Source organism: Porphyromonas gingivalis ATCC 33277, assembly GCF_000010505.1.
GTDB classification, from domain to species: Bacteria; Bacteroidota; Bacteroidia; order Bacteroidales; family Porphyromonadaceae; genus Porphyromonas; species Porphyromonas gingivalis.
In genome coordinates this window covers 1,151,224-1,173,299 of record NC_010729.1, presented here as the reverse complement: position 1 = coordinate 1,173,299, position 22,076 = coordinate 1,151,224, and the positions used below count along the sequence as shown (strand labels likewise).

Genomic DNA, 22,076 nt, shown 5'->3' with positions numbered 1-22,076 from the left:
CGTATCATGAAGTACTGTGATTTTACGCCGTTGCCTCTCCCCTCGGAGCCTAATACGACAGTCATTGCCGGCCCTTGCAGTGCAGAAAGTGAGGAGCAGATAATGACTACTGCTCGTGCCCTCAGGGATGAAGCAGGCATTCGTATTTTTCGTGCCGGTCTGTGGAAACCTCGTACCTTGCCGGGGTGCTTCGAAGGAGTAGGAGAAACAGGGCTACCTTGGTTGGTGCGTGTACAGGATGAATTGGATATGCTTGCTACCACGGAAGTGGCTACTCGCGAACACGTAGAGCAAGCCATGCAAGCCGGTATCAGAATACTCTGGTTAGGTGCACGAACCACATCCAATCCCTTTGCTGTACAAGAAATTGCCGATACGATAGGCAAGGACGAATCGGTGATTGTCCTCGTCAAGAATCCGATCAGTCCCGATTTGGATCTGTGGACAGGAGCCCTAGAACGGCTTCGGCAGTCCGGAGTTCGACAGATCGGAGCCATCCATAGAGGATTCAGTACCTATGCGACCAAGACGTTTCGCAATCCTCCACATTGGCAGATTCCCTTCGATTTGAAAAGACGTTTTCCTTCGTTAACCATCCTTTGTGATCCGAGTCATATTACGGGACAGAGAGATCGGATCGAATCCGTCAGCCAGCAAGCCATGGAAATGAATTTTGACGGGCTGATCATTGAGTCGCATTGCTGTCCGGATAAGGCTCTAAGCGATGCAAGCCAGCAGATAACACCTACTGTACTTGCCCAAATCCTCCGGCGACTGCGTATCCCACGCCGCCAATCCGAAAAGCAGGACGAAGAGCTGATCTCTTGGCGCATGCAGATTGATCAGATAGATGAGAGTATAGTGGAATTGCTAGCTCGGCGGATGCAAGTGGCATACGAGATAGGTTTGTTCAAAAAAGAGCACAATCTGGCTGTGGTTCAGAATCTCCGCTACGAACAACTACAGCGCAACCGTGCCCGTACTGCAGCCCTCTTAGGTTTGGACGAAACATTTATATCGGAGCTATTCAGCCGTATTCATGAGGAATCTGTCCGTCTGCAGACCCTTGCCCCCCAAAAGCCACACACCGACGACTGTATATCATGAACACTCACCACCATATCGTTATCAGTATAGGCAGCAACTACGCTGCAGAGACCAATATACCGGCGGCTATGCGCCTGCTTCGGGACTCATATCCGACGATCCGTTTCTCCAAGCCCATCGAGAACGCTCCCATTGACTTCCCTTACCCTTCAGGTTTGTTTACCAATCTGACAGCCCATTTCTATTCATCGGAGAACCGGGAAGAAGTCGGACGGAAACTGAAGGGAATAGAATTGCAATTAGGCAGGACATATACCAAGCCTTTCGATGGCCGTGTAGCCATTGATCTTGACCTGATCGTCTGGAACAATACAATACTGAAGAATGTTGACTATTCAAGGCCTTATATTCAATCCGGCCTCCAAGAACTGCGTATCAATATCCAAACACAACTCAATATGACGAAAGAATCCAGATCGGAAACATTTTTCCACAACAAACCGAACAATTGGAACTGCGCACAAGCTGTTCAAAAAGGATTTCAAGATTTGACCGGTATGACTGACGAAGCGATCGAAGAAGAATACCGCCCCAAGGGCGGCGGAAGAGCCGAAGGCGGACTCTGCGGTGCACTTTATTCAGCCAATAGAATCCTTGAATCTAAAGGGCTGCAACCGGTCAGTCAGGAGTTTCAGGCCCATGCCGGCGGTATCACCTGCCGTGAGCTAAAGGGAGAACTGAAATTTCCCTGTAACAACTGTGTCCGCTTAGCCGAAGAGCTTGTCGAGCAAAGACTATCCGAATCGCAGACAAATGACTAAGCATAAGAAAGAGAATGAGTAGACTTGGATAGTTTAGAGTTAAGTGGCACGATTGTTAAGTATTGATGCCATGGAAACACAGACGAGTATAGCCTAACTTATTGCCGAAACCGAAACCGATTAGGTATTGTATCTGAAGGGGAGATAGTCCATACAGCGATTGGCAACGATCATGGCAGAGTCGAGGAGTGGTGCTACACAGCTTCGTCGGTCGAATAAATTTTGCCGGATTTGGAGAGTTATCGCCGGAGCAGGCTTTCGAGGCTCATTCGAGTAGATTGCAAAGTGCATCAGGAGTAAAGAGAGCAAATGCATAGACACCAGTATGGGACTATTGCACGGGATTTTCGCAAATAGAAGAAGTAAATCGGGAAATCGGCAAGACTTTCTAAAATCGGATAAGACAGCTTTCTGTACTGACAAATCGTGATTATTCATGACTTGCGAATATGCTATTCAGTACTTTTGTTCCGTTAATCAAAATAATCTCAAAATATTATGATCAAATTAGCACCTGCAGCCTTGAAGGCAGATCTCCAAGTACGCCAAGAGCGTGTACGCATAGCAATGGAAGAAGAAGGGTATGATGCTTTGCTGGTAACAAGCAATGTCAATTTGCTTTATCTCTTCGGATCCATATATGGAGGGGCAGCCTATTTGCCGGCAGAGGGTGAACCTATCTTTTTCGTTCGTCGTCCACAAGTAGTCGAGGAGGGAAATGTTTGTCCCATACGTAAACTCGAAGATATTCCTGCATTAATTCAGAGTAGAGGAGGCGTATTGCCTCGCCGTATCATGCTTGAGAATGACGAATCATCCTATAGCGACATTAAGCGCCAACACAGTATCTTTCCCAATGCTGAGTACGGCAATGCTACGGCTCTTTTGCGTCGCTTACGAATGATCAAGACACCGGGTGAAATAGAACTTTTTCGTCGGACTGCTGCCATCCACGGGGAAGTCTATGCGTGTATTCCATCCGTTTTCAGACCGGGCATGACAGATAGAGAGTTTCAGGTCGAGATCGAACATTTGATGCGTAGCTATGGTTCAGAGGGTATATTTAGAACATTCGGATCTGCGATGGAAATTCACATGGGTAATGTGATCGTAGGGGATAATGCCGAGTCGCCGTCTCCTTATGACTTCGCCATGGGAGGTGGCGGTACGGATGCCTTGCCTTTGGGAGCAGATGGATCGCCCATGAAAGAGGGTATGTGCGTTATGGTGGATATGGCGGGCAACTATTCGGCATATATATCTGACATGACTCGCAGCTATGCCATCGGAAAAGTGCCGGACGAAGCCAGACGATTGCATGACCTCAGTCGGGAAATTCAGGCGAAGGTTATGGAGACTGCCGAACCCGGCATGTCGTGTGCCGATCTTTATAAACGCTCTGTAGATATGGCCGAGGAAGCAGGGGCTACCGATAAATTCATGGGAACGAAGCAGCAAGCTAAATTTGTGGGACATGGCATAGGACTCCAGATCAATGAAATGCCTGTACTAATGGCTCGCAGTAAAGAGATACTGACGCCGGGGATGGTGATAGCCTTTGAACCCAAATTTGTTCTTCCCGGTATTGGGGCCGTAGGTAATGAGAATAGTTTTCTGGTTACGGAATCCGGTGTAGAGAAACTAACGGTCTGTTCCGAAGAGCTGATAGATCTATTGGCTGTAGCGAAACAATAAACATTGAATCCAATCATCTAACAGATTAACAAACAATGAAACGAATCAAACAAACTCTTAGTACGATTCTTCTTTTTATTATCGTACTCTCTCCGGCTCTATATGCCGGTCAGCCACGGGAGGTCAAGCCAGTTCGGAACGTGATTCTGATGATTCCCGATGGTACCTCTCTTTCGGCTGTTTCTCTGGCTCGCTGGTATCAGCGATACCTGAATCCCGACCGCCGGCATTTGGCTATAGATCCATATATATGTGGTACTGTTCTGACCTATTCGTCCGATGCCCCGATTGGAGACTCTGCTCCTACTACATCGTGCTATATGACAGGTATGCCATCCAATACGGGTTTTGTGTCGACTTATCCTGTCAGTTCGGGTGATGCAGATCTGATTCCGGTGGATAAGGCTCGTGCTTATTCTCCTTTGGCTACTTTTCTGGAGGCGGCTAAAATAATGAAGGGAAAGAAAACGGGTTTGGTCGTGACTTGTCACTTCCCTCATGCCACACCGGCCGATTGCTCGGCACACTCTTATTCTCGTAAGAAATACGATTGGATTGCAGCGCAGATGGTACACCAAAATCTGGATGTTGTACTCGGAGGCGGAACGCACTACCTCCATCCGGAACTGCAATCCGTACTCAATAGCCGTGGCTATGGGCTCTTTCTGGATGACCTGAATGGAATGCGCACTTATGCGGGAGATAAGATGTGGGCTTTGTTCGGCAAACGAGAAATGCCCTATGATTTGGATCGTGATACTACACAAATCCCTTCACTGGAGGAGATGACTCGCTTGGCTATAGAGAAGCTGAATCGTTCTGAGGAAGGCTTTTTCCTTATGGTCGAGGGTAGTAAAGTGGATTGGGCTGCACATGCCAACGATCCTGTGGGGATTGCTACCGAATATCTTGCTTTCGATCGTGCTTGTGCCGTGGCATTCGATTTTGCCCATCGTGACGGACAAACGGCTGTCATCATCGTGCCGGATCATGGCAATAGCGGTGTAAGTATAGGCAAACAAAGTGTGAAAGACTATGATAAGCGTTCTGCAAAAGACCTTTTCGATCAACTCTGTCGCTTCCGCCTGACAGCAGACGGACTTGCAGAGCGTTTGGCTGATACTCCCGCCGACAAGGTTCAGGGTTTGGTAAGCAATATCTGCGGATTCGAATTGGACTCCAAAGAGTTGGAAGCTCTTTATAATTGTCCGGATTATAATCATAGTCCTATCCCCAAAGAGCAGCGCAGGCAGACGGAAGAATCCCTCTACAGCGGTTCGCTCAGTACCTTCATCGCATCGCTTTATACGAAGCACACTTCGATCGGTTTTACGACGCACGGACATACTGCCGAAGAAGTATTGTTGGCGGCCTATCACCCCCAAGATACACGCCCGATGGGAATGGTCATAAACTATGAACTGAATGACTATCTCTGCCGTCTCTTCGAATTAGGAGGCCAATTGCCCGTCCTTACCGACAAGATATTTGCTCCCCATTCGGAAGTATTCCAAGGCATGAGCTACAGTATCAAAGACGGAAAGAAGGAAGGAGAACTGCCTGTCCTTGAAGTGAAAAAAGGTAGCCATCGCTTACTGGCGAGTCCTTTCTCCAATACGGTTATCTTCAATAAGAAAGCGATTGATCTGTCTTCCGTAGTAGTCTATGTAGATAAGACCAAGACTTTCTATTTGCCTCGTGAACTACGTTCTTTATTCGGAGAGTAAGCCGCTTGATGTGTGAAGAAAACCCATCAAAAGATTCGATCCGATTGTACAAAATCCATGAGGTGTAGATGGACCCGAATCTTTTCTTCGACAAATAACAAGAACAACTAAAGTTCAGAGAATCCCGAAAGTTCAGACAAAAACTTTCGGGGTTTTATTTTTTGCTGATGTCCCTTGCGACAATTGATTAACGTCAGTTCGGCGTAAGAAAACGCCAATGTATTCGTTCCCTGATTAGCGGTTAACGCACTAATATTTTGGATGTTATAGGTTGTTCCGTTCAGGCAATTGTATAGGGGGCAATCCTGCTTTTGCTTGGATCGAACCAACATTGAAATTCGGATTGCTTTTGACAGAATGTTGCAGTCCGCACAGGAAGATGGGCTATACCATAGGGCAAGATGGCGGTACTCCGTAGAGGATGACGGGCTACCCCGTATGGCTCTTCGAGGTACGCTGTAGAGCTCGGCGAGGTACGCTCTACAGCGTAGCGAGCCGAGCCGTAGAGTTCCGCTCCGGGAGCCGTAGAGGTGGCCGAGCTGAGCCGTAGAGCCCGGCGCGGTGAGCCCTACAGCGTAGCTCGAAGAGCCGTAGAGCGCAGCTCGGTACGCTCTACGGCGTAGCCCGAGTCGCTGTAGGGCGTAGCTCGACCCCCTTTCTGCGTATGTTCCGAATGGCTATAAAACAATGCGGATTCGATCTGAAGAAAAATATGCAATATGCTGTTTGTCAGCGTATTTCATTTCTCGGTTGAGAAATTTCAGCTTCGAGAGGCTTCGACATCCAATGAGACGTCAAACTTTTTCCCTTTCATTTTCTGATTCGATTATAGTCAATATCCCAACAAGAGAGAGTCGGCACCATATCGCTTACATCGAACTCACGTTTGATTAGCCACTTTTCGAAGAAAGATTAGGATCTATTCTGGCAAAAGCTCTTAAGCTTTCCGCGAAATACTTTGAACTATTCAGCGAAATAGTTTTAAGTATTCATCGAAATGGTTCTAAGTACTCTGTGAAAAGCTAATGAGCTTTTCACAGAGTATTCAATACTTTTGTGTCTATACCTCAAGACGATTGGGAAATAAACCAATGCAGTTCCGGCTTTTCCGAGAAAGCTTAAGGCATTCACTTGCACACCACTTCTTATTCTTATGCGATCAGTGTTCGAATATCTTCTTCGACCGTACCGATACCGGCTATACCGAAGTTTTCGATCAGCACTTTCGCTACATTCGGTGATAGGAATGCAGGTAGGGTAGGGCCTACATGGATGTTCTTGACACCGAGGCTGAGTAGAGCGAGCAGGACGATGACAGCTTTCTGTTCGTACCATGCAATGTTGTAGACGATCGGTAGTTTGTTGATGTCATCCAATCCCATTACTTCTTTCAGCTTCAGGGCAATTACCGCCAGCGAATAACTGTCATTACACTGTCCGGCATCGAGAACTCGAGGGATGCCCCCAATGTTGCCAAGCTGCAATTTGTTGTATCGGAACTTGGCGCATCCCGATGTAAGGATAACCGTATCGGAAGGAAGAGCTTCGGCAAACTCCGTGTAATAATTGCGCCCACTCTGCCGGCCGTCACAACCGCTCATCACTACAAACTTGCGGATCGCTCCACTGCTGACAGCCTCCACTACTTTGTCGGCGATGCTCAATACCTGATGGTGTGCAAAGCCTCCTATGATAGTGCCACTCTCAATCTCTGTGGGAGGTTGGCACGTCTTGGCCAAGGCAATGATTTCGCTGAAGTCCTTGCGCCCGTGCTCATCGCTCTCGATGTACTTGAATCCCGGATAACCCGTAGCGTTGGTGGTAAATACCCGATCCTTGTAGGAAGCATTGGCCTTAGGGGGGACGATACAGTTTGTGGTGAAAAGGATAGGGCCGTTGAAGGTTTCGAACTCCTCACGCTGTTTCCACCATGCATTGCCGTAATTGCCGAAGAAGTGGTTGTATTTTTTGAATTTGGGATAATAGTTGGCCGGTAGCATTTCACCGTGTGTGTACACATCTATTCCTGTTCCTTCGGTTTGCTCGAGCAGCATCTCCATATCTTTCAGATCATGACCGCTGATAAGGATACCCGGGCGCGAACCGACACCTATATTTACTTCCGTGATTTCCGGATTGCCATAAGTCTCGGTATTAGCTTTGTCGAGCAGAGCCATTACCTTCACTCCGAAAGAACCGGTCTCCAGTACAAGAGCTGTCAGCTCTTCTGCCGAAAGCAACCCCATCGTTACATCGTGCAGCGCACGTTCGGTGAAAGCATTGATCTCTTCATCCACGTAGCCGAGTCGATCCGCATGCTCCGCATAGGCTGCCAATCCTTTGAGTCCATAGATCGTCAGCTCTTTGAGAGAACGTACATCCTCGTCTGTCTCTCTTAGAATACCTACACTGAGAGCCAACCGATCATATTCTTCCGGCTTTCCCTGCATTGTCACCGCTTCATTTTCGGGAAGCTCTATGCCTTGAGTAAGAGCCAAACTGTACAATTCCGCTTTGAGTGCGAACGTTTTCTCTACACGTTTGGCTATGGAAGAGTAGTCGAAGTTGGCATTGGTAATCGTGGCAAATAGAGATTCCATGATCGCCTTGTCAGCCTTTCGGTAATCGGCTTTCACTCCGGCATGCCTCATAGAAGTCATTATGATGGCAATACCTTTGAGGTTAAAGACGAGCAAATCCATCAGATTAGCTGTACTAAAGTCCTTACCGCATACCCCTTTGAGGATACATCCCTTATTGCCGGCTGTTTCCTGGCATTGATAGCAAAACATTTTCTTTTCCATTGTCGAGTCTCCTTCTTATGTTAATCGATCATTGTTCTTTGATGACACAAAAGTAGAAGCTGCTATCTGCCTGAAATGTCGCCTATGCGACACCGGGTACTCTTGCTATGCGGCGATATAAATGGATAACCCGGCTTTTTTGTTCCGGTGGTTGATTTCTCATCGGTTTCAAACAAGAAGAAAGAGTCCGACTCTCTATTTACTTGTATGGATTCAGAGAAAAATCAGAGAAGGCCTTCGTCAGCGAAACTGAAATATACCCCATCGTCACCGATGATCAGATGGTCGTTCAGTCGAAATCCGAGCAATGTGGCAGCCTTTTGCACCCTTTGAGTAAGCTGAATATCCTGTTCACTTGGGCGTACCGTTCCTGAAGGATGATTGTGTGCCAGAATGATTGCCGAGGCAAGATGAGAGACGGCTTTGTGCATGATCAGACGGACATCGGCCGAAGTCTCCGATACACCTCCTCGGCTAAGGTTCTCCATGCTGATTATCTTTCCGCTTTGGTTGAGGAGTAACACCCACATTTCTTCCTGCGGCAGGTCTGTGAGAAATGGGCTTATAGTTCGATAGGCCATTCGACTATCGGTAATGGATTCTCTGCGGGGCATCTCTTGCGAAGGGATACGGCGGGACAGTTCCATTGCTGCCATCACGGTGACTGCTTTTGCCGGTCCCATACCTCGGAAGCTACCGGTCAGCTCTTGTATGTCGCATTTGGCCAGACGCGGCAGGCTGTTATCCATCTTGGCCAGAATCTCTTGAGCCAGTTGGATGGCTGTTTGCCGGTCATTACCCGATCCGATGAGGATGGCCAGCAGTTCGGCATCGGTCAGGCAGCGAGCACCGAGTCGGATCATTTTCTCACGGGGGCGATCGGATTCGTGCAGCTGCTTGATAGTCATTTTCTCCATTGCAGTATTGTGGGGTTTCGGGGCGATAAAGGTAGCCCGTTTTGAAGGCTAAGGAAAGGATTGGGGGTAGAAATTCTCTTGTATTTCGACCACAAAGATTTTTGATGACTATTGCATATTGAGGAAAAAACTTATCTTTGCTCCGCAATTGCAAGTCCAGACAGGCAATGCAGGTCCTATAGCTCAGTTGGTTAGAGCACCTGACTCATAATCAGGGAGTCCTTGGTTCAAGCCCAAGTGGGACCACGATGAAAGGGGTACGGGAGTATCCCTTTTTTTCGTTTATCTATGATAGAAATACTTAGAAGGATGAGACTGTTGCACAATAACCTTCCACCTCCTCATATCGATCAAGACAGACACAAGCATTGATTTGACGAAGAAAGGAAGTATTTCATGCAATCTCTTCAAAGCTCAAGTATACCTCTGATGGAAACTTGGGGAAATTTCTGTTTGCTTGGTAGCCATATCTTGAGGTTTGATCTTTCCTGAAAAACACTTAAGAATCAGCTCTGCGGCAAAAGACTTCAATGAAAGTCCTATAAAATAGTTGCAAATAGCTGATAGTTAGCGCATTGATGGGAGCAGAATCAGCTGACAATCGCGTCCTGCATCGTGCAGGAAGCAAGAATCAGTTGACAATCGCGTCCTGCATCGTGCAGGAAGCAAGAATCAGCTGACAATCGCGTCCTGCATCGTGCAGGAAGCAAGAATCAGCTGACAATCGCGTCCTGCATCGTGCAGGAAGCAAGAATCAGTTGACAATCGCGTCCTGCATCGTGCAGGAAGCAAGAATCAGCTGACAATCGCGTCCTGCATCGTGCAGGGAGCAAGAATCAGCTGACAATCGCGTCCTGCATCGTGCAGGAAGCAAGAATCAGCTGACAATCGCGTCCTGCATCGTGCAGGAAGCAAGAATCAGCTGACAATCACGTCCTGCATCGTGCAGGAAGCAAGAAACAGCCGACAATCGTTTCTTATTTCTCGCCTATTTGACGAGGAAAGGAGTACTTCTCTAATGGAAACTTGGGGAAATTTCTATTTGCTCGGTGCCCATATACCGAAGGTTTGACCTTTCCCGAAGACACTAAGAATCAGCTCTGCAGCAAAAGAGCTCAATGAAACTCCCCCGCAACAGTCTCAAGGATGGCTTTTAATTATACGGAGGAAACTCCGTTTATCTTTGCTTCACTAAACAACTAAGTATTTATGAAGATAAGTCTGCGAATCCTTTCGATTTTCATACTGTTTTCGTCTGTATGCAGTATCTCATGGGCTACCGTATTATATGGCAACGGAGCTTTATACCTACAGTCCGACAGTCTTGTTTCAGGGAAGAGGCCGTATTGGGAAGATGAAACGGTGTTTGGCGAAAACAAAGAAGACGGCCACGCTACCTTTATGCCCTATGCTACAACAGCATTGTTGCAGGCTGATGAGCGGTATCAGAAACCTTGGCTTACTCCTTCGCAGGCAGAATTTTTATCGCTGAACGGCTTGTGGCATTTTCGTTATTCTCCCGATGCCCGTACTGCCCGTACCGATTTTGTCGAAGATCTGTTCGATGTGTCTGCATGGGATACCATCACAGTACCATCGTGCTGGCAGATGAAAGGTTGGGATACACCTTTATATATCAATGTAAACCACATCTTTGAGGACAATCCTCCATTTATTCGCATTCAGAAGACTTATACCTCGGCAGTGGATCCCAATCCGACAGGCTCTTATCGGCGTGACTTTATCCTTCCGACAGGCTGGGAAAAGAAACGCGTTTATCTGCATTTCGATGGTCTCTATAGTGGGGCTTATGTATGGATAAACGGGCGTTATATCGGCTACACTCAAGGGGGCAATAACGATGCCGAGTTTGATATCAGTGCGGCAGTTCGTGCGGGACAGAACAATGTGAGCATACAAGTAGTCCGCTGGACGGATGCTTCTTATTTGGAGGGACAGGATATGTTCCATATGAGCGGATTGCATCGCGATGTCTATCTGTACGCCACGCCTCGTACTTCCATTCGGGATCATTACATAACGAGCAAGTTGCATCCCGAATCCGACTATACCACAGGGGAAATATCCGTAGCCGTCGAGATGGACAACAGAGACGGTTCGGCTGCACGTAAGACTGTCGGAATACGTCTCTTGGATCCCCAAGGGAAAGTGCTCTGGGAGGAACGGAAGCAAACCCGACTGTCTGTGGGAGAACAGAAACAAAGCCTTCATTTTCGGAAAGCCGATCTTCGCAATCTATCCCTGTGGACAGCCGAGACACCTACTCTTTATACTCTTATTATCACCCAATGGGATGATAAGGAGCGCGAAGAATTGGCTTTTGCCACCAAGTATGGATTCCGTCAGCCGGAAATTCGCGATCAATCGGTGTATCTGAACGGTCGCAAAGTACTGTTCAAAGGAGTCAATACGCAGGATACGCATCCGCTTCATGGCCGCAGCATCGACTTGCCGACAATGGTGAAGGACATAACGATGATGAAGCAGGCCAACGTCAATACTCTTCGAACGAGTCACTATCCACGACAGCCCAAGATGTATGCCCTTTGTGATTACTACGGTCTCTATGTCATGGACGAAGCCGATTTGGAATGTCATAAGAATTGGGATGACCATGGAGAGAAGGGTGGTATCACCAATGCCGAATCATGGCGGGCGCAATACGTGGATCGCACAGTCCGTATGGTCTGTCGCGATCGCAATCATCCCTCCGTTTTGTTTTGGTCGCTCGGCAATGAATCGGGTAGGGGAGAAAACTTCCGACATACCTATGCGGCGGTTCGTGCACTCGATTCGCGCATCATTCACTACGAGGGTGCTACCCGTGGCGGAACGGAATATACCGACCTGCATTCCGTTATGTATCCCTCCCTTGCTCAGGTACAGGCCGGATCCAATGGCCGGGAGACGGACGGAAAGCCCTATTTCATGTGCGAATATGCTCATGCCATGGGCAACGGTGTCGGCAATTTGCAGGATTATTGGGATATAATGGAGCAGAGCAGTGCCGGTATAGGCGGCTGTATATGGGACTGGGTGGATCAGGCCATCTACGATCCTTCCGAAATCAAACGTGGACTCTATCGCCTGCATACCGGATACGACTATCCGGGACCTCATCAGGGAAATTTCGTGAACAACGGACTTGTGACGGCTGACCGGTCATGGACTCCGAAGCTGTACGAAGTGAAGAAAGTGTATCAGTACGTGAAATTCGATGCATACGACAGTAAAAGCAAACTGCTCACTCTGCACAATGCCTACTCCTTTACGGATTTGAATCGATTCGGTCTTCGTTTTAAGCTCCTCTCCGACGGCTGTGTGATCGAAAGCGGAGAAGTGGATCTGCCCAAATTGCCGGCAGGAGAAAAAGCTACATTGAGGATACCCGTCGCCGATATTCCAATGTATTCGACTCGCGACTTCCATATCAATTTCGAACTCTTCCTTCGTGAAGCCACCACTTGGGCCGATAAGGGATACACGGTAGCATCCGAACAGTTTACACTTGCACAAAGAGAGGGTTTTGCTTCCCTCCTGCCTGAGCGGATGCCCACGCTGCAAGTAACGACGGAAGGGAATCATCTTCATATCGCTAACGACAGGGTGCAGCTCGTATTCGATCTCCATACGGCAGAACTTATTTGTTGGAACTATGGCAGCCACCCTGTGATTATCCCGAGGGGAGGCCCTGTCTATGACAATTTCCGTTGGGTAGAGAACGACTCCCCCTACGGAAGTATTCCTCCCGGAGCACCGGCCGGTCCGGTACAGCCTGCTGTTCCTTCCTACGAGGTCAATGCAGATTCCACACGGGTGATCCTCGCGGCGTCGCATCGTGCTCTCTGCCCTTATCGCCTTAACTATTATATATATGGAGACGGTACGGTGGATATTCGCGCAGACTTTACACCCGAGGAAGAGCAGGCGGATAAGTTACGTAGACTTGGGATTAAAATGTGCCTGCCCCTGCAGATGGATCGAATCGAATATCTGGCACGAGGCCCTCATGAGAATTATGTGGATCGTAGGCAGAGTGCTTTCTTCGGACTGTATTCCGACCGTGTGAGCTGTATGGTCGAACCCTATGTACGCCCCCAGAGTACAGGCAATAGAACCGGCCTTAGAGCTCTGACCCTGACGGATGATTCCGGCAGGGGTATCAGGGTGGAAGCTTCGGGACAGGTCGATTTCTCCATTCTTCCCTATGAGGACGAACATCTTGCGCGGACTCGTCATCAATGGGAATTACCCACGCCTGCGCATCATATCTTGCGCTTCGACTATATGCAGCGCGGACTGGGCAATGGAAGTTGCGGGCCCGGTACTGCTCCGGCATACCTTTGCCCCTCATCGGGCACTTATTCCTTCGGACTTCGTTTTCGTCCTCTCTGAATGTGTCTGCAGCTACTTCTAATGCGAAGAGAACGGGACATTAATTCTCTTTCGGTTGAAGCCGGAACGGCATTGGTTTATTCCCCAGTCTTCTTGATGTATAGACACAAAAGCATTGAAAATTCTTCGAAATACTCCTAAGCTTTCCGCCAAACACTTTGAACTATTCAGTGAGTTGGTTTGAACTATTCGGAGAAATAGTTATAACTATCTGGCAAAATAGTTATAACTATCCGGCGAAATAGTTTTAACTATTCGACGAAATAGTTACAACTATTCAGCCAAATACTTTGATCTGTTCCGCGAAGAGCACAGAAGTATTTGAGAGAAGGCTTATTCGGAGCCGCCTTGAAAGAAAAGTTTTCAGATTTGGAAAACTAAAATTCCTACTGATCATATGCTCAAACAGCATATTTGTTTTTTGCAGCCGTTGAAAGAGCTATAGGAGAATTGGCTTGATCCGTCTAAAGCGGACGGAAGCGATGCAGGGCATAGCCGTAGGCCGGAAGATGTAGCGGGTAGGGGGCGTATTGGGTGAGACAGCCGATGCTGTTTTCTCCGGAGAGCATATCGGTCAGCAGGAAAGCTGCATTGTCCTTTATCTGCATCGTCTGAAAGGCGTGTTCGGGAATAATCACCCTGATTTCTGCTTCGTGTGGGGCAAAATTGGCTGCGACAAGAAGTATTTCGTCCGTTGTATGGCGAAGAAAGGCAAACTCTCGATTCGGTCGGAAGTAAGGATTGTTCTGATTGGCATAGCCGAGGTCGTAGAAGCTTCCTTGAATGACTGATGGCAGGGCGCAAACATCGTGTAAGAGACGGGTATAACTTTGCAGTAAGAGGCGTTCTTCTTCGGATAACATCGTCGTATCGTATCGTCCGTCATTGATGCGGCGTTGCATCTTGTCCAGACTCCAATAGTCAAATATCGTGGTACGACCGTCTTTACCGCTGAACCCTTCGGCATCCATTCCGCGTTCGCCGAGTTCCTGAGCAAAGTAAAGCATGAAGGGATTTCGTCCTATTGTGGCGGCTATCGTTACTGCCGGCAGAGCTTTCCGTGCATCTTCGGCAAAGAAATCCGAAGCTATGCGCTGCTCATCGTGGTTCTCAAGGAAGTAGAGCATATTGTCGGCAAATCGTTCTGTTTGTCGGATTACTCGTGATATGTCCGAAGCGGAGCCGTATCCGCAGATAACTGCTCGGAGACAGTCGTACATGCCCGCCTTGTCATACAGATAGTCAAACCCTGCTTGGAGATAGCTCTCGTACAGCTCGGGCCGATAGATTTCGGCTATGAATAAGACCGAGTGCCTTTCGCGAATTTGCGGTATTGCCCATTCCCAGAATTTCACCGGCACCATTTCGGCCATGTCACAGCGGAATCCATCGATTCCTTTGCTTGCCCAAAAGAGCAGAATATCTCGCATCCGAATCCACGTGTCCGGTAGAGGATCGAAGTGTTTGCTTCCTCCATTCAGGTAGTCGATGCCGTAATTCAATTTCACCGTTTCGTACCAATCTTCCTTATCGATATGAGAGGAAAATCGGTCGTTGCCCGTTGCCCTTGCAGGCTCTTCGTGATAAGGCATCATTGTACGGCTCCGCTCACCAAAATCGAGTTCGAGGCATTTTCCGGGCAGGTAGTAGAAATTGTTGTTGGGAGAGAATGCTACAAGCGGATCGTCTCCCTCTCCCAGATCTTTTGTTCCCGATGGTTTGACGTCCGACCGATATTCACGCGCTACATGGTTGGGGACAAAGTCCATGATCACTCCCATGCCTGCACGATGTGTGCGCTCGATCAGATCGTGGAATTCTGCCATTCGGTTGGGAATGTTCGTAGCCAATTCGGGCGATACGTCATAATAGTCTCTGACAGCGTAAGGCGATCCTGCCTTCCCCTTGACGATTTCGGGATGGCAGGGAAGAATACCGGCATCGCTATAATTCGTTTGAGTTGCTTGCTCAAGCATACCTATATACCATATATGCGTAGTGCCGAGGCTCCGAATCATTTCCAGTGCTTGCGGACTGAAGCTCTCCATCTTACCACAGCCGTTTTCCATCGGGTCGCCTCCCGGCTTTCGTGTTTGGCATCGGTTGTCAAAGAGACGTGGTAGCACGGAATAGACAATCATCTTTTCGCCCTTTTTCATGGATCCCGCGTTATCGAGGTCGTTTTAAGAACTTGTTTGGCCATTTTGTATCCGAAAGCGGCAATTTCTTCTGCCGGCTCCACGTGGAATGGTTTGAACTTGATTATTTCTCCTGATTCGATCAGCAAATCGCACAGCTTGCGATCGGGCAGGGAGTTCGCTCGGAAGATGTAGCCGAAGCAACGCTCTGCAATGCCGAAAAGACTCTTTTTATAGTCGGAAGGCTCTTTGGGATTGAGGTGTACTCCTATGAGATAACGGCAGTCTTCACGAATGACAGAAGCCGGAAGGTCTTTGAACAGTCCTCCATCGACATAGGTGGTTCCATCTATCTCTACAGGGTTGAATAGGATCGGAATGCTACAGGAAGCCGTGACAGTCTCGACGAGAGGGCCTTGTGAAAAAACTTTGACAACTCCACGGTCAAGGTCCGTTGCCACTATTCTGATCGGAAGGGGTAGGTCTTCGATATTCTTGTGGCGTAAAGTCGAGCGAAGAAAACTCTTGAAGCGTTGGATGCTGAATACACCTCTTTGTGGTATTTGCCACTCTGTCAGGAATCTGAAATTTTTGCCTCGGAATAATTGTGGAATCTCTTCGGGCCTGTATCCATCGGCATAGAGTGCAGCTACCAACGCTCCTGCACTCGTACCTGCTATGATGTCGGGACGAATCCCATTGTCCTCAAGAGCATGGAGTACTCCCGAATGTGCAAAGCCTTTGGCCGCTCCGCCGCTAAGAGCCAAGCCTATCCGATGCGGTGCGGTTTGATATGATGACTGAGCCATATTGCTATCGTTTGGTCAGGTAAATATAGCCGTCTTTTCAAATCGTCGGTCATGATTATCGCCGAAATATATAAAAGCAATGAGGCTGTGTCAAGGGATCGAACCCCAATGACACAGCCTCAGATTGTGGAATTATCTGTCGGAGATCAATAGACGTGATCGTCCTGCTCCATTTCTTTTTTTGTGATTTTACGAATGTCCAGTGCGCGCCAAGCATAGAAAATGTAAGCCAAAACGAAAGGAATAAGGATAGAGACGTAGCTCATTACCTTCAGCGTGAAATGGCTGGAGCTGGCATTCTCGATCGTAAGCGAACTTTGCAGATCGTATGTGGAGGGGTACCAAGACGTATCGTTCCAACCGGCTACAAGTAGTAGGGCAAGCACAGTCAGTACGGTTCCCGTACCGTGTAGCCAGATTCCGCGTTTGAAGCCTTTACGCAGTAGAGTCAAACCTATACCGCCAAGTACGAGGATTACTCCAAGCAGGAATACAGCCAGAACGGCCGGCATATCCAAGAAGTTGTACAGGTACTTGTATGGTTCCATATACACCTCTTTGGAAACGGGATTCACGGCAAATCCTTCCGTAGTCAGCAGGAAAGCTATGTATGCCAGAAAGAAAATCAGGAATGCGGCCGTATTGGCCCAAAGTCGGCGTTTGGCTGCCGCATAGAGACTCTCGTCATCGATATTATTGATGAAATAAAGCAGAGCCGATACTCTGGCAAGGAAGAATACAGCCAATCCGAGAACCACGTTCCACAGGTTCAAAACAGCTTCAAGGCCTCTCAGTTGCCACCCATTGAAGGGCTGCCAGGCCGAAACGATCTGGTTGCCGCCGGAGAGGTCGAACATCGCCATCTTGTTTACCACGAAGCTACTGCCTGTAAAGAATGTGGAAACAGCGGTTCCGAGCAGAAGCGGAGCCAGTACACCATTGATGAAAAGCAGTATTTGGTAGGTTTTCCTCCCCCATACATTACCATGTTTGGATTGATACTCGTAGGAGACAGCTTGGATAATGAAGCAGAAGAGGATCAGCATCCATACCCAATATGCTCCTCCGAAGCTGGTGCTATAGAAAAGAGGAAACGAAGCAAAGAGAGCTCCTCCGAAAGTAACCAGTGTAGTGAAAGTGAACTCCCATTTGCGTCCGGTCGAATTGACCATCATTTTCTGAGTCAGTTCATCTTTGCCAAGACTGAAGAGGAATGACTGTCCTCCTTGTACAAATAGCAAGAAAACCAAGAGTGCTCCCAGTAATGAGACGAGGAACCACCAGTAGTGTTGTAACAATGCGTATTCCATAATTTCGTGTCGTTTATTCTATGAATAGATCGGGATTCGTTAGCGTTATTCCGTCTCGGGGCCTTTCTTGATCGCCTTGCGCATGATATTCAGCTCGGCAACGAGCAAAGCAGAGAAGAGTACGAGGAAAACAAAGAAGGTGATGATCACGGAGCCGGCTTCCAGTTTGGATACGGCTGCCTGTACGGGCAATAAATCTTGGATTGTCCACGGCTGACGTCCCACTTCCGCTACGATCCAGCCACTCTGACTGGCTACCCATGCAAGAGGCATACATACGATAGCGATCATGTGGAACCATCGCATTTTGCTGAATTTTTCCGGTTTGAAGCTCAGGAGCCATGCCATGAGGAATAACAGGATGAACAGCATACCGAGTCCCACCATGATACGGAAGCTGTAGTAGGTCAGCCCAATGGGGGGGACTATGTCGTTCTTGTGCTGGATATAGCTATAGCCGAAATAGGGGAAATTCTCGTCTATAACGGATTTGTGCTGTAGGGCAGCTTCCATGTCGCCGGCTTGTTTGGCCTTGCTGTAGTCGTTCAGAGCCATGATCGCTCTGCGTCCGCGCTGCATCATACTATCCACCGGAATAGCGGTAGTGCCATCGGCCTTTACATAGCCGCCTTCGAGGATGTTGTTGATACCCGGTACATAACCACTGGGGTTGCGAGTTCCCAAGACAGAGAGTACGCGCGGAACCGATACGTTGAAGAGAAAAGCTTCCTTATCGTCCTGCGGTGTTTCTTTCGCCGGATTGAGGATGCCGAAGAGACTGAGCGGAAGACCCTTGCCATCGGCAGTGAGTCCATCTTTGTCCGTCTGTCCGGAATCGTACAGACCTTCCATGGCAGCGAGCTTCATCGGTTGCTTTTGTGCCACGTTGTAGGCAGAGGTGTCGCCGGTGAAAGCTGTGATAAGCGAAGCAGCCAAGCCGAATGGAGCGATGATCTTGATGTTTTTGAGAGCAAAGTCCTTGTGTTTGTCATCCTTTCGCAGCAGGTAGATGCCACATACGCCCAAAGCAAATACGGATCCGAGAGTCCAGCAGGAAGAGATCGTGTGCCAGAACTTATTGATCGCAGTGGAAGAGAATACCAAAGCCCAGAAATCCGTCATTTCGTTGCGCATCGTATCGGGGTTGAAGGTCATTCCTACCGGCTCCTGCATCCATGCATTGGCGATAAGAATCCATACGGCTGACAAGCTGGCTCCGATGATGGTCAGCCATGTGGCACTTAGGTGAAAACCTTTGCTCACCTTGTTCCAGCCAAAGAACATAACGGCAATAAAAGTAGCCTCCATGAAGAAAGCCAAAATACCTTCGATGGCCAATGGCGCTCCGAAGATATCGCCCACAAAGAGACTGTAATTAGACCAGTTGGTACCGAACTCGAATTCGAGAATGATTCCTGTGGCCACACCGATCGCAAAGTTGATACCGAATAGCTTCTGCCAGAACTGGGCATAACGCTTCCACTCCGGTTTGCCATTGCGATAATAGATGGTCTCCACGATAGCCATGATGACACCCAATCCCAGTGTCAGCGGAACAAACAGCCAGTGATACATGGCTGTAAGAGCAAACTGTGCACGTGACCAGCTTACTAAGGCATCTAAATTCATAATCATACGCTTATATCTTAATGTTTTAGGGGTTTATTCCACGTTTGATAAGTTCCTGCTGCACATATTCGGATTTGGCAGTGCTGTCGCTACCGACCTGTTGCTTCAGAAAGTTCGGGAAGAAGAATACTTTCAGGATGGCGAACATGATGAATAGTTTGATGAGGATAATAGCCCATAGCGTCTTTCCCAATTTCATATTCCTGAAGCCATCTATATAAAAGCGAGCTATACGCATGAACAAGTTCTCGCGCTTTGCTTTGATTGTTGTCATAGTTTTTTCGATTCAAAAATGAAAAACCGTGCAGGTCTCGATTTTGCTGTGGTGATACAGCTTTCTTACAAATATAGGATGGGAATTGTTTTTGTGGACGCGTTTCCTCTCCAAAATATCACATTCGGCTCAATGGAGTCATTGTTTTGTTTGTTTTTGAAAGATCATCAAGTACCAAATCAATACCAGCAATGTCCCTCGCGAGAGGTCATGAAAAGCTCCACATGCGCACCGGATCGAATCTGATTCCATGTGATATATGACCTGTGATAGGGTTTGCCATCCACTTTTACGGACTCGATATATCGGTTCTTCTCACTTAGATTGTGAGCCGTCAGTCGAAAGATACGACCATTGGGCTGAGGGATAGTCACATGTTCGAACAGGGGTGATCCCAGTTCGTAATGGCCGCTTATCGGATCCACCGGATAGAACCCCAGGGCTGAGAATACGTACCAAGCAGAAAGTTGGCCGCAGTCTTCGTTTCCGCATAGGCCGTCAGGGGTATTTTTGTATAGTTCTGTCAGGATGCGGCGTATTATCCCCGCTCCTTTCCATGGCTGCGATACCTTGTTGTACAAGTAAGCCACGTGATGGCTCGGCTCATTGCCGTGGGCATATTGTCCGATCATTCCCGTACTGAAAATCGGCAATGCTATATGAGAGGGAGTAGGAGTGCCGAAAAAGAGGTCAAGACGGCGAGCCATCGAATCTGCACCGCCCATCAGTTCCATGAGGCCTTCTGTATCATGCTGGACTCCGAAGAGATATTGCCAAGCATTACTCTCTGTGATGTCCTCAGTGTATTCGAAAGGATCGAAAGGAAATTTCCATTCCCCCGATGCTAATCTGGGTCTGAAGAAACCGCTTGCCGGATCATATACCTCTTGGTATGCCTTGGCGTGGTGCGCATATGCCATCGACCGCTTGGCTGCCGCTGCGTTTTCCCTTGCAAAGAGTGCGATGCAGGCATCGTCGTAGGCGTATTCCATCGTCTTGCTCAAGCTCCAGTTCGTACAGTCGGCCGGCACATAGCCCAAACGACGATAATTGTCCATATCGGTTCTGCCGGTTTTTTCCATGGTCGAAACCAACAGGCGCATGATGCGCTGCGGATTCTCTTTGTAATTGCCTTTCCGATAGGCTTCTACGATGACCGGTATGGAATGGTAGCCAATCATCATACCGGTTTCTCCGGCCCACATCGTCCAAACGGGCAGCAGCCCTTCGTTTTGCTCACCGAAAGCGACGAGACTTTCTGCCATATCGGCTGCACGTTCGGGAAAAAGGATGTTGTACAGGGGGTGGGCAGCTCGGTAGGTGTCCCAAAGCGAGAAGGTACCGTAGTGTTTGCGTGCCGTCTTTAGCGTATGGATCTTTTTGTCCGCTCCTCTGTAACGGCCATCTGCATCGCTGAAAACCGTCGGGCAGAGCAGACTGTGATAGAGCGCGGTATAGAAAATGGTGTCCACTCGGGGCGATTTTCCTTTTTCCGCCACTATACGCGACAAGGCACGTTGCCACAGCAGCGATGTTTCCGCACGGTAGAGGTCGAAATCGTGGTGGGGAGCTTCTTTCGCCAGATTGTTAGCCGCTCCCTTTTCGTCCACACCCGATAGGGCGGTGGAGATCGTCAGCGTGCTGTCGGACTTGGCTATTAAAAACGAAAGGTGGGCTACAAGGCCGTAACCAATGATTTGTGTCGTATCGTTATTGGCATATTGGGGTACACTGTCTATCGTGAACTGCTCTATCGGAAGAGAAAATCTGCTGCGGAAGAATATGCGCTGATCCCGTGCCCAACCGTCCGAGAAGCGATAACCGCTTATCGTGTGGCTGTCGATCAGCTGCAGACGGCTGTCTGTCGTCCTGTCCCAATTCATCGTGCTATTGAGATCGAGGCGAACTTCCAGTATGGAGTCCTGAATTGTATAGCGTTGAATGCCACAATGTTCGGTGGCCGTCAGCTCCACCTTGATACCATTGTCCAACCTCACGGCATAATATCCGGATTCGGCTTTTTCGTTTTTGTGGCTGAATGAAGTCCGTATGTGGTCCTTAGGGACGACTTCATCCGGAGAACTTTTGCCGATTGGCATAAAGCGAATGTCATAGAGGTCGCCCGCACCTGTTCCGCTCAGATGCGTATGGCTGAAGCCTGCTATCATCGTGTCGGGATAATAGTATCCGGCTATATAGTCCCAGCCGCTTTTCCCGTTGTCAGGGCTTAGCTGTACCATACCGAAAGGAACCGTAGCCCCCGGGTATGTATTGCCTACCCAGTCGGTTCCGATAAGGGGATTCACATACTTTGTGAAGTCAATATCTTTTCCTCTTTTGCGGCCTGCACATGAAAGCAAGAGAATAATGGAAAGAAAAGCTATGGGGTAGGGGAGAAAGCGCATCGTTGGATCAGGATAAAATGAGATAAAATAAAAAACAACCATGATTTACGCCTACCTCAAAGCAGGAGAAAACCATGGCTGTAT

General features: G+C 48.4%; 15 protein-coding genes and 1 tRNA gene. 7 read left to right on the top strand and 9 right to left on the bottom strand.

Going from position 1 to position 22,076, the window contains the following annotated elements:
• The first annotated feature begins 6 nt into the window (after window positions 1–6).
• The 5 genes from PGN_RS05050 to PGN_RS12105 all read left to right on the top strand — a co-directional run bounded on the left by PGN_RS05050 (window position 7) and on the right by PGN_RS12105 (window position 5,840).
• Window positions 7–1,107 (top strand): chorismate mutase, encoded by a 1,101-nt coding sequence (locus tag PGN_RS05050; RefSeq protein ID WP_004584120.1) that lies wholly within the window; start codon window positions 7–9, stop codon window positions 1,105–1,107.
• Window positions 1,104–1,868 (top strand): C-GCAxxG-C-C family (seleno)protein, encoded by a 765-nt coding sequence (locus PGN_RS05045; protein WP_012457988.1) that lies wholly within the window; start codon window positions 1,104–1,106, stop codon window positions 1,866–1,868. The genes PGN_RS05050 and PGN_RS05045 overlap by 4 nt, the downstream gene beginning before the upstream one ends.
• 498 nt (window positions 1,869–2,366) lie before the next feature.
• Window positions 2,367–3,563, top strand: a complete 1,197-nt coding sequence (locus PGN_RS05035) for a M24 family metallopeptidase (RefSeq protein ID WP_012457986.1) — start codon at window positions 2,367–2,369, stop codon at window positions 3,561–3,563.
• A 35-nt stretch (window positions 3,564–3,598) separates the two neighbouring features.
• Window positions 3,599–5,290, top strand: coding sequence for an alkaline phosphatase (locus PGN_RS05030; RefSeq protein WP_012457985.1), 1,692 nt, complete (start codon window positions 3,599–3,601; stop codon window positions 5,288–5,290).
• Window positions 5,291–5,711: 421 nt separating this feature from the next.
• Entirely contained in the window at window positions 5,712–5,840 is a 129-nt protein-coding gene (locus tag PGN_RS12105) for a hypothetical protein (RefSeq protein WP_262497866.1), read from the top strand.
• 18 nt (window positions 5,841–5,858) lie between these two features.
• On the opposite strand, the gene PGN_RS11490 is transcribed toward PGN_RS12105, so the two are convergent.
• From PGN_RS11490 to radC, 3 genes are all read right to left on the bottom strand, one after another.
• Window positions 5,859–6,008 (bottom strand): hypothetical protein, encoded by a 150-nt coding sequence (locus PGN_RS11490; RefSeq protein WP_013815682.1) that lies wholly within the window; start codon window positions 6,006–6,008, stop codon window positions 5,859–5,861.
• Window positions 6,009–6,441: 433 nt separating this feature from the next.
• Entirely contained in the window at window positions 6,442–8,094 is a 1,653-nt protein-coding gene (gene hcp, locus PGN_RS05025; protein ID WP_012457983.1) for a hydroxylamine reductase, read from the bottom strand.
• 224 nt (window positions 8,095–8,318) lie between these two features.
• A complete protein-coding gene (gene radC / locus PGN_RS05020; protein WP_004584127.1) occupies window positions 8,319–9,011 on the bottom strand; it encodes a RadC family protein in 693 nt (230 codons plus the stop codon).
• Between the two features lie 172 nt (window positions 9,012–9,183).
• Between radC and PGN_RS05015 the strand changes: the two genes are divergently transcribed.
• Together PGN_RS05015 and PGN_RS05010 are read left to right on the top strand one after the other, a co-directional pair.
• Window positions 9,184–9,257, top strand: a tRNA-Ile gene (locus PGN_RS05015).
• A gap of 963 nt (window positions 9,258–10,220) precedes the next feature.
• Entirely contained in the window at window positions 10,221–13,427 is a 3,207-nt protein-coding gene (locus PGN_RS05010; protein ID WP_012457982.1) for a glycoside hydrolase family 2 TIM barrel-domain containing protein, read from the top strand.
• Between the two features lie 464 nt (window positions 13,428–13,891).
• Here the strand turns inward: PGN_RS05010 and PGN_RS05005 are convergent, their stop codons facing one another.
• The 6 genes from PGN_RS05005 to PGN_RS04980 form a co-directional block, all read right to left on the bottom strand.
• Window positions 13,892–15,586, bottom strand: coding sequence for an alpha-amylase family glycosyl hydrolase (locus PGN_RS05005; protein ID WP_012457981.1), 1,695 nt, complete (start codon window positions 15,584–15,586; stop codon window positions 13,892–13,894).
• The gene (locus tag PGN_RS05000; protein WP_012457980.1) at window positions 15,583–16,374 is read right to left on the bottom strand and encodes a patatin-like phospholipase family protein; all 792 of its coding nucleotides are present in this window, start codon (window positions 16,372–16,374) and stop codon (window positions 15,583–15,585) included. The genes PGN_RS05005 and PGN_RS05000 overlap by 4 nt, the downstream gene beginning before the upstream one ends.
• 146 nt (window positions 16,375–16,520) lie before the next feature.
• Window positions 16,521–17,684, bottom strand: coding sequence for a cytochrome d ubiquinol oxidase subunit II (locus PGN_RS04995; RefSeq protein ID WP_012457979.1), 1,164 nt, complete (start codon window positions 17,682–17,684; stop codon window positions 16,521–16,523).
• 45 nt (window positions 17,685–17,729) lie between these two features.
• A complete protein-coding gene (locus tag PGN_RS04990; protein WP_012457978.1) occupies window positions 17,730–19,319 on the bottom strand; it encodes a cytochrome ubiquinol oxidase subunit I in 1,590 nt (529 codons plus the stop codon).
• A gap of 19 nt (window positions 19,320–19,338) precedes the next feature.
• The gene (locus PGN_RS04985) at window positions 19,339–19,587 is read right to left on the bottom strand and encodes a DUF4492 domain-containing protein (RefSeq protein WP_004584133.1); all 249 of its coding nucleotides are present in this window, start codon (window positions 19,585–19,587) and stop codon (window positions 19,339–19,341) included.
• A gap of 179 nt (window positions 19,588–19,766) precedes the next feature.
• Window positions 19,767–21,992: a GH92 family glycosyl hydrolase gene (locus tag PGN_RS04980; RefSeq protein WP_039417211.1), complete on the bottom strand. Its 2,226-nt coding sequence runs from the start codon at window positions 21,990–21,992 to the stop codon at window positions 19,767–19,769.
• Window positions 21,993–22,076: the final 84 nt, after the last annotated feature.

Coding starts and splice junctions, on each gene's coding strand:
- PGN_RS05050 (WP_004584120.1), top strand. CDS start 7: ATGAAGTACTGTGATTTTACGCCGTTGCCTCTCCCCTCGGAGCCTAAT.
- PGN_RS04995 (WP_012457979.1), bottom strand. CDS start 17,684: ATGGAATACGCATTGTTACAACACTACTGGTGGTTCCTCGTCTCATTA.
- PGN_RS04990 (WP_012457978.1), bottom strand. CDS start 19,319: ATGATTATGAATTTAGATGCCTTAGTAAGCTGGTCACGTGCACAGTTT.
- PGN_RS05005 (WP_012457981.1), bottom strand. CDS start 15,586: ATGAAAAAGGGCGAAAAGATGATTGTCTATTCCGTGCTACCACGTCTC.
- PGN_RS05000 (WP_012457980.1), bottom strand. CDS start 16,374: ATGGCTCAGTCATCATATCAAACCGCACCGCATCGGATAGGCTTGGCT.
- PGN_RS05030 (WP_012457985.1), top strand. CDS start 3,599: ATGAAACGAATCAAACAAACTCTTAGTACGATTCTTCTTTTTATTATC.
- PGN_RS05010 (WP_012457982.1), top strand. CDS start 10,221: ATGAAGATAAGTCTGCGAATCCTTTCGATTTTCATACTGTTTTCGTCT.
- PGN_RS05035 (WP_012457986.1), top strand. CDS start 2,367: ATGATCAAATTAGCACCTGCAGCCTTGAAGGCAGATCTCCAAGTACGC.
- PGN_RS05045 (WP_012457988.1), top strand. CDS start 1,104: ATGAACACTCACCACCATATCGTTATCAGTATAGGCAGCAACTACGCT.
- hcp (WP_012457983.1), bottom strand. CDS start 8,094: ATGGAAAAGAAAATGTTTTGCTATCAATGCCAGGAAACAGCCGGCAAT.
- PGN_RS12105 (WP_262497866.1), top strand. CDS start 5,712: ATGACGGGCTACCCCGTATGGCTCTTCGAGGTACGCTGTAGAGCTCGG.
- PGN_RS04985 (WP_004584133.1), bottom strand. CDS start 19,587: ATGACAACAATCAAAGCAAAGCGCGAGAACTTGTTCATGCGTATAGCT.
- radC (WP_004584127.1), bottom strand. CDS start 9,011: ATGGAGAAAATGACTATCAAGCAGCTGCACGAATCCGATCGCCCCCGT.
- PGN_RS04980 (WP_039417211.1), bottom strand. CDS start 21,992: ATGCGCTTTCTCCCCTACCCCATAGCTTTTCTTTCCATTATTCTCTTG.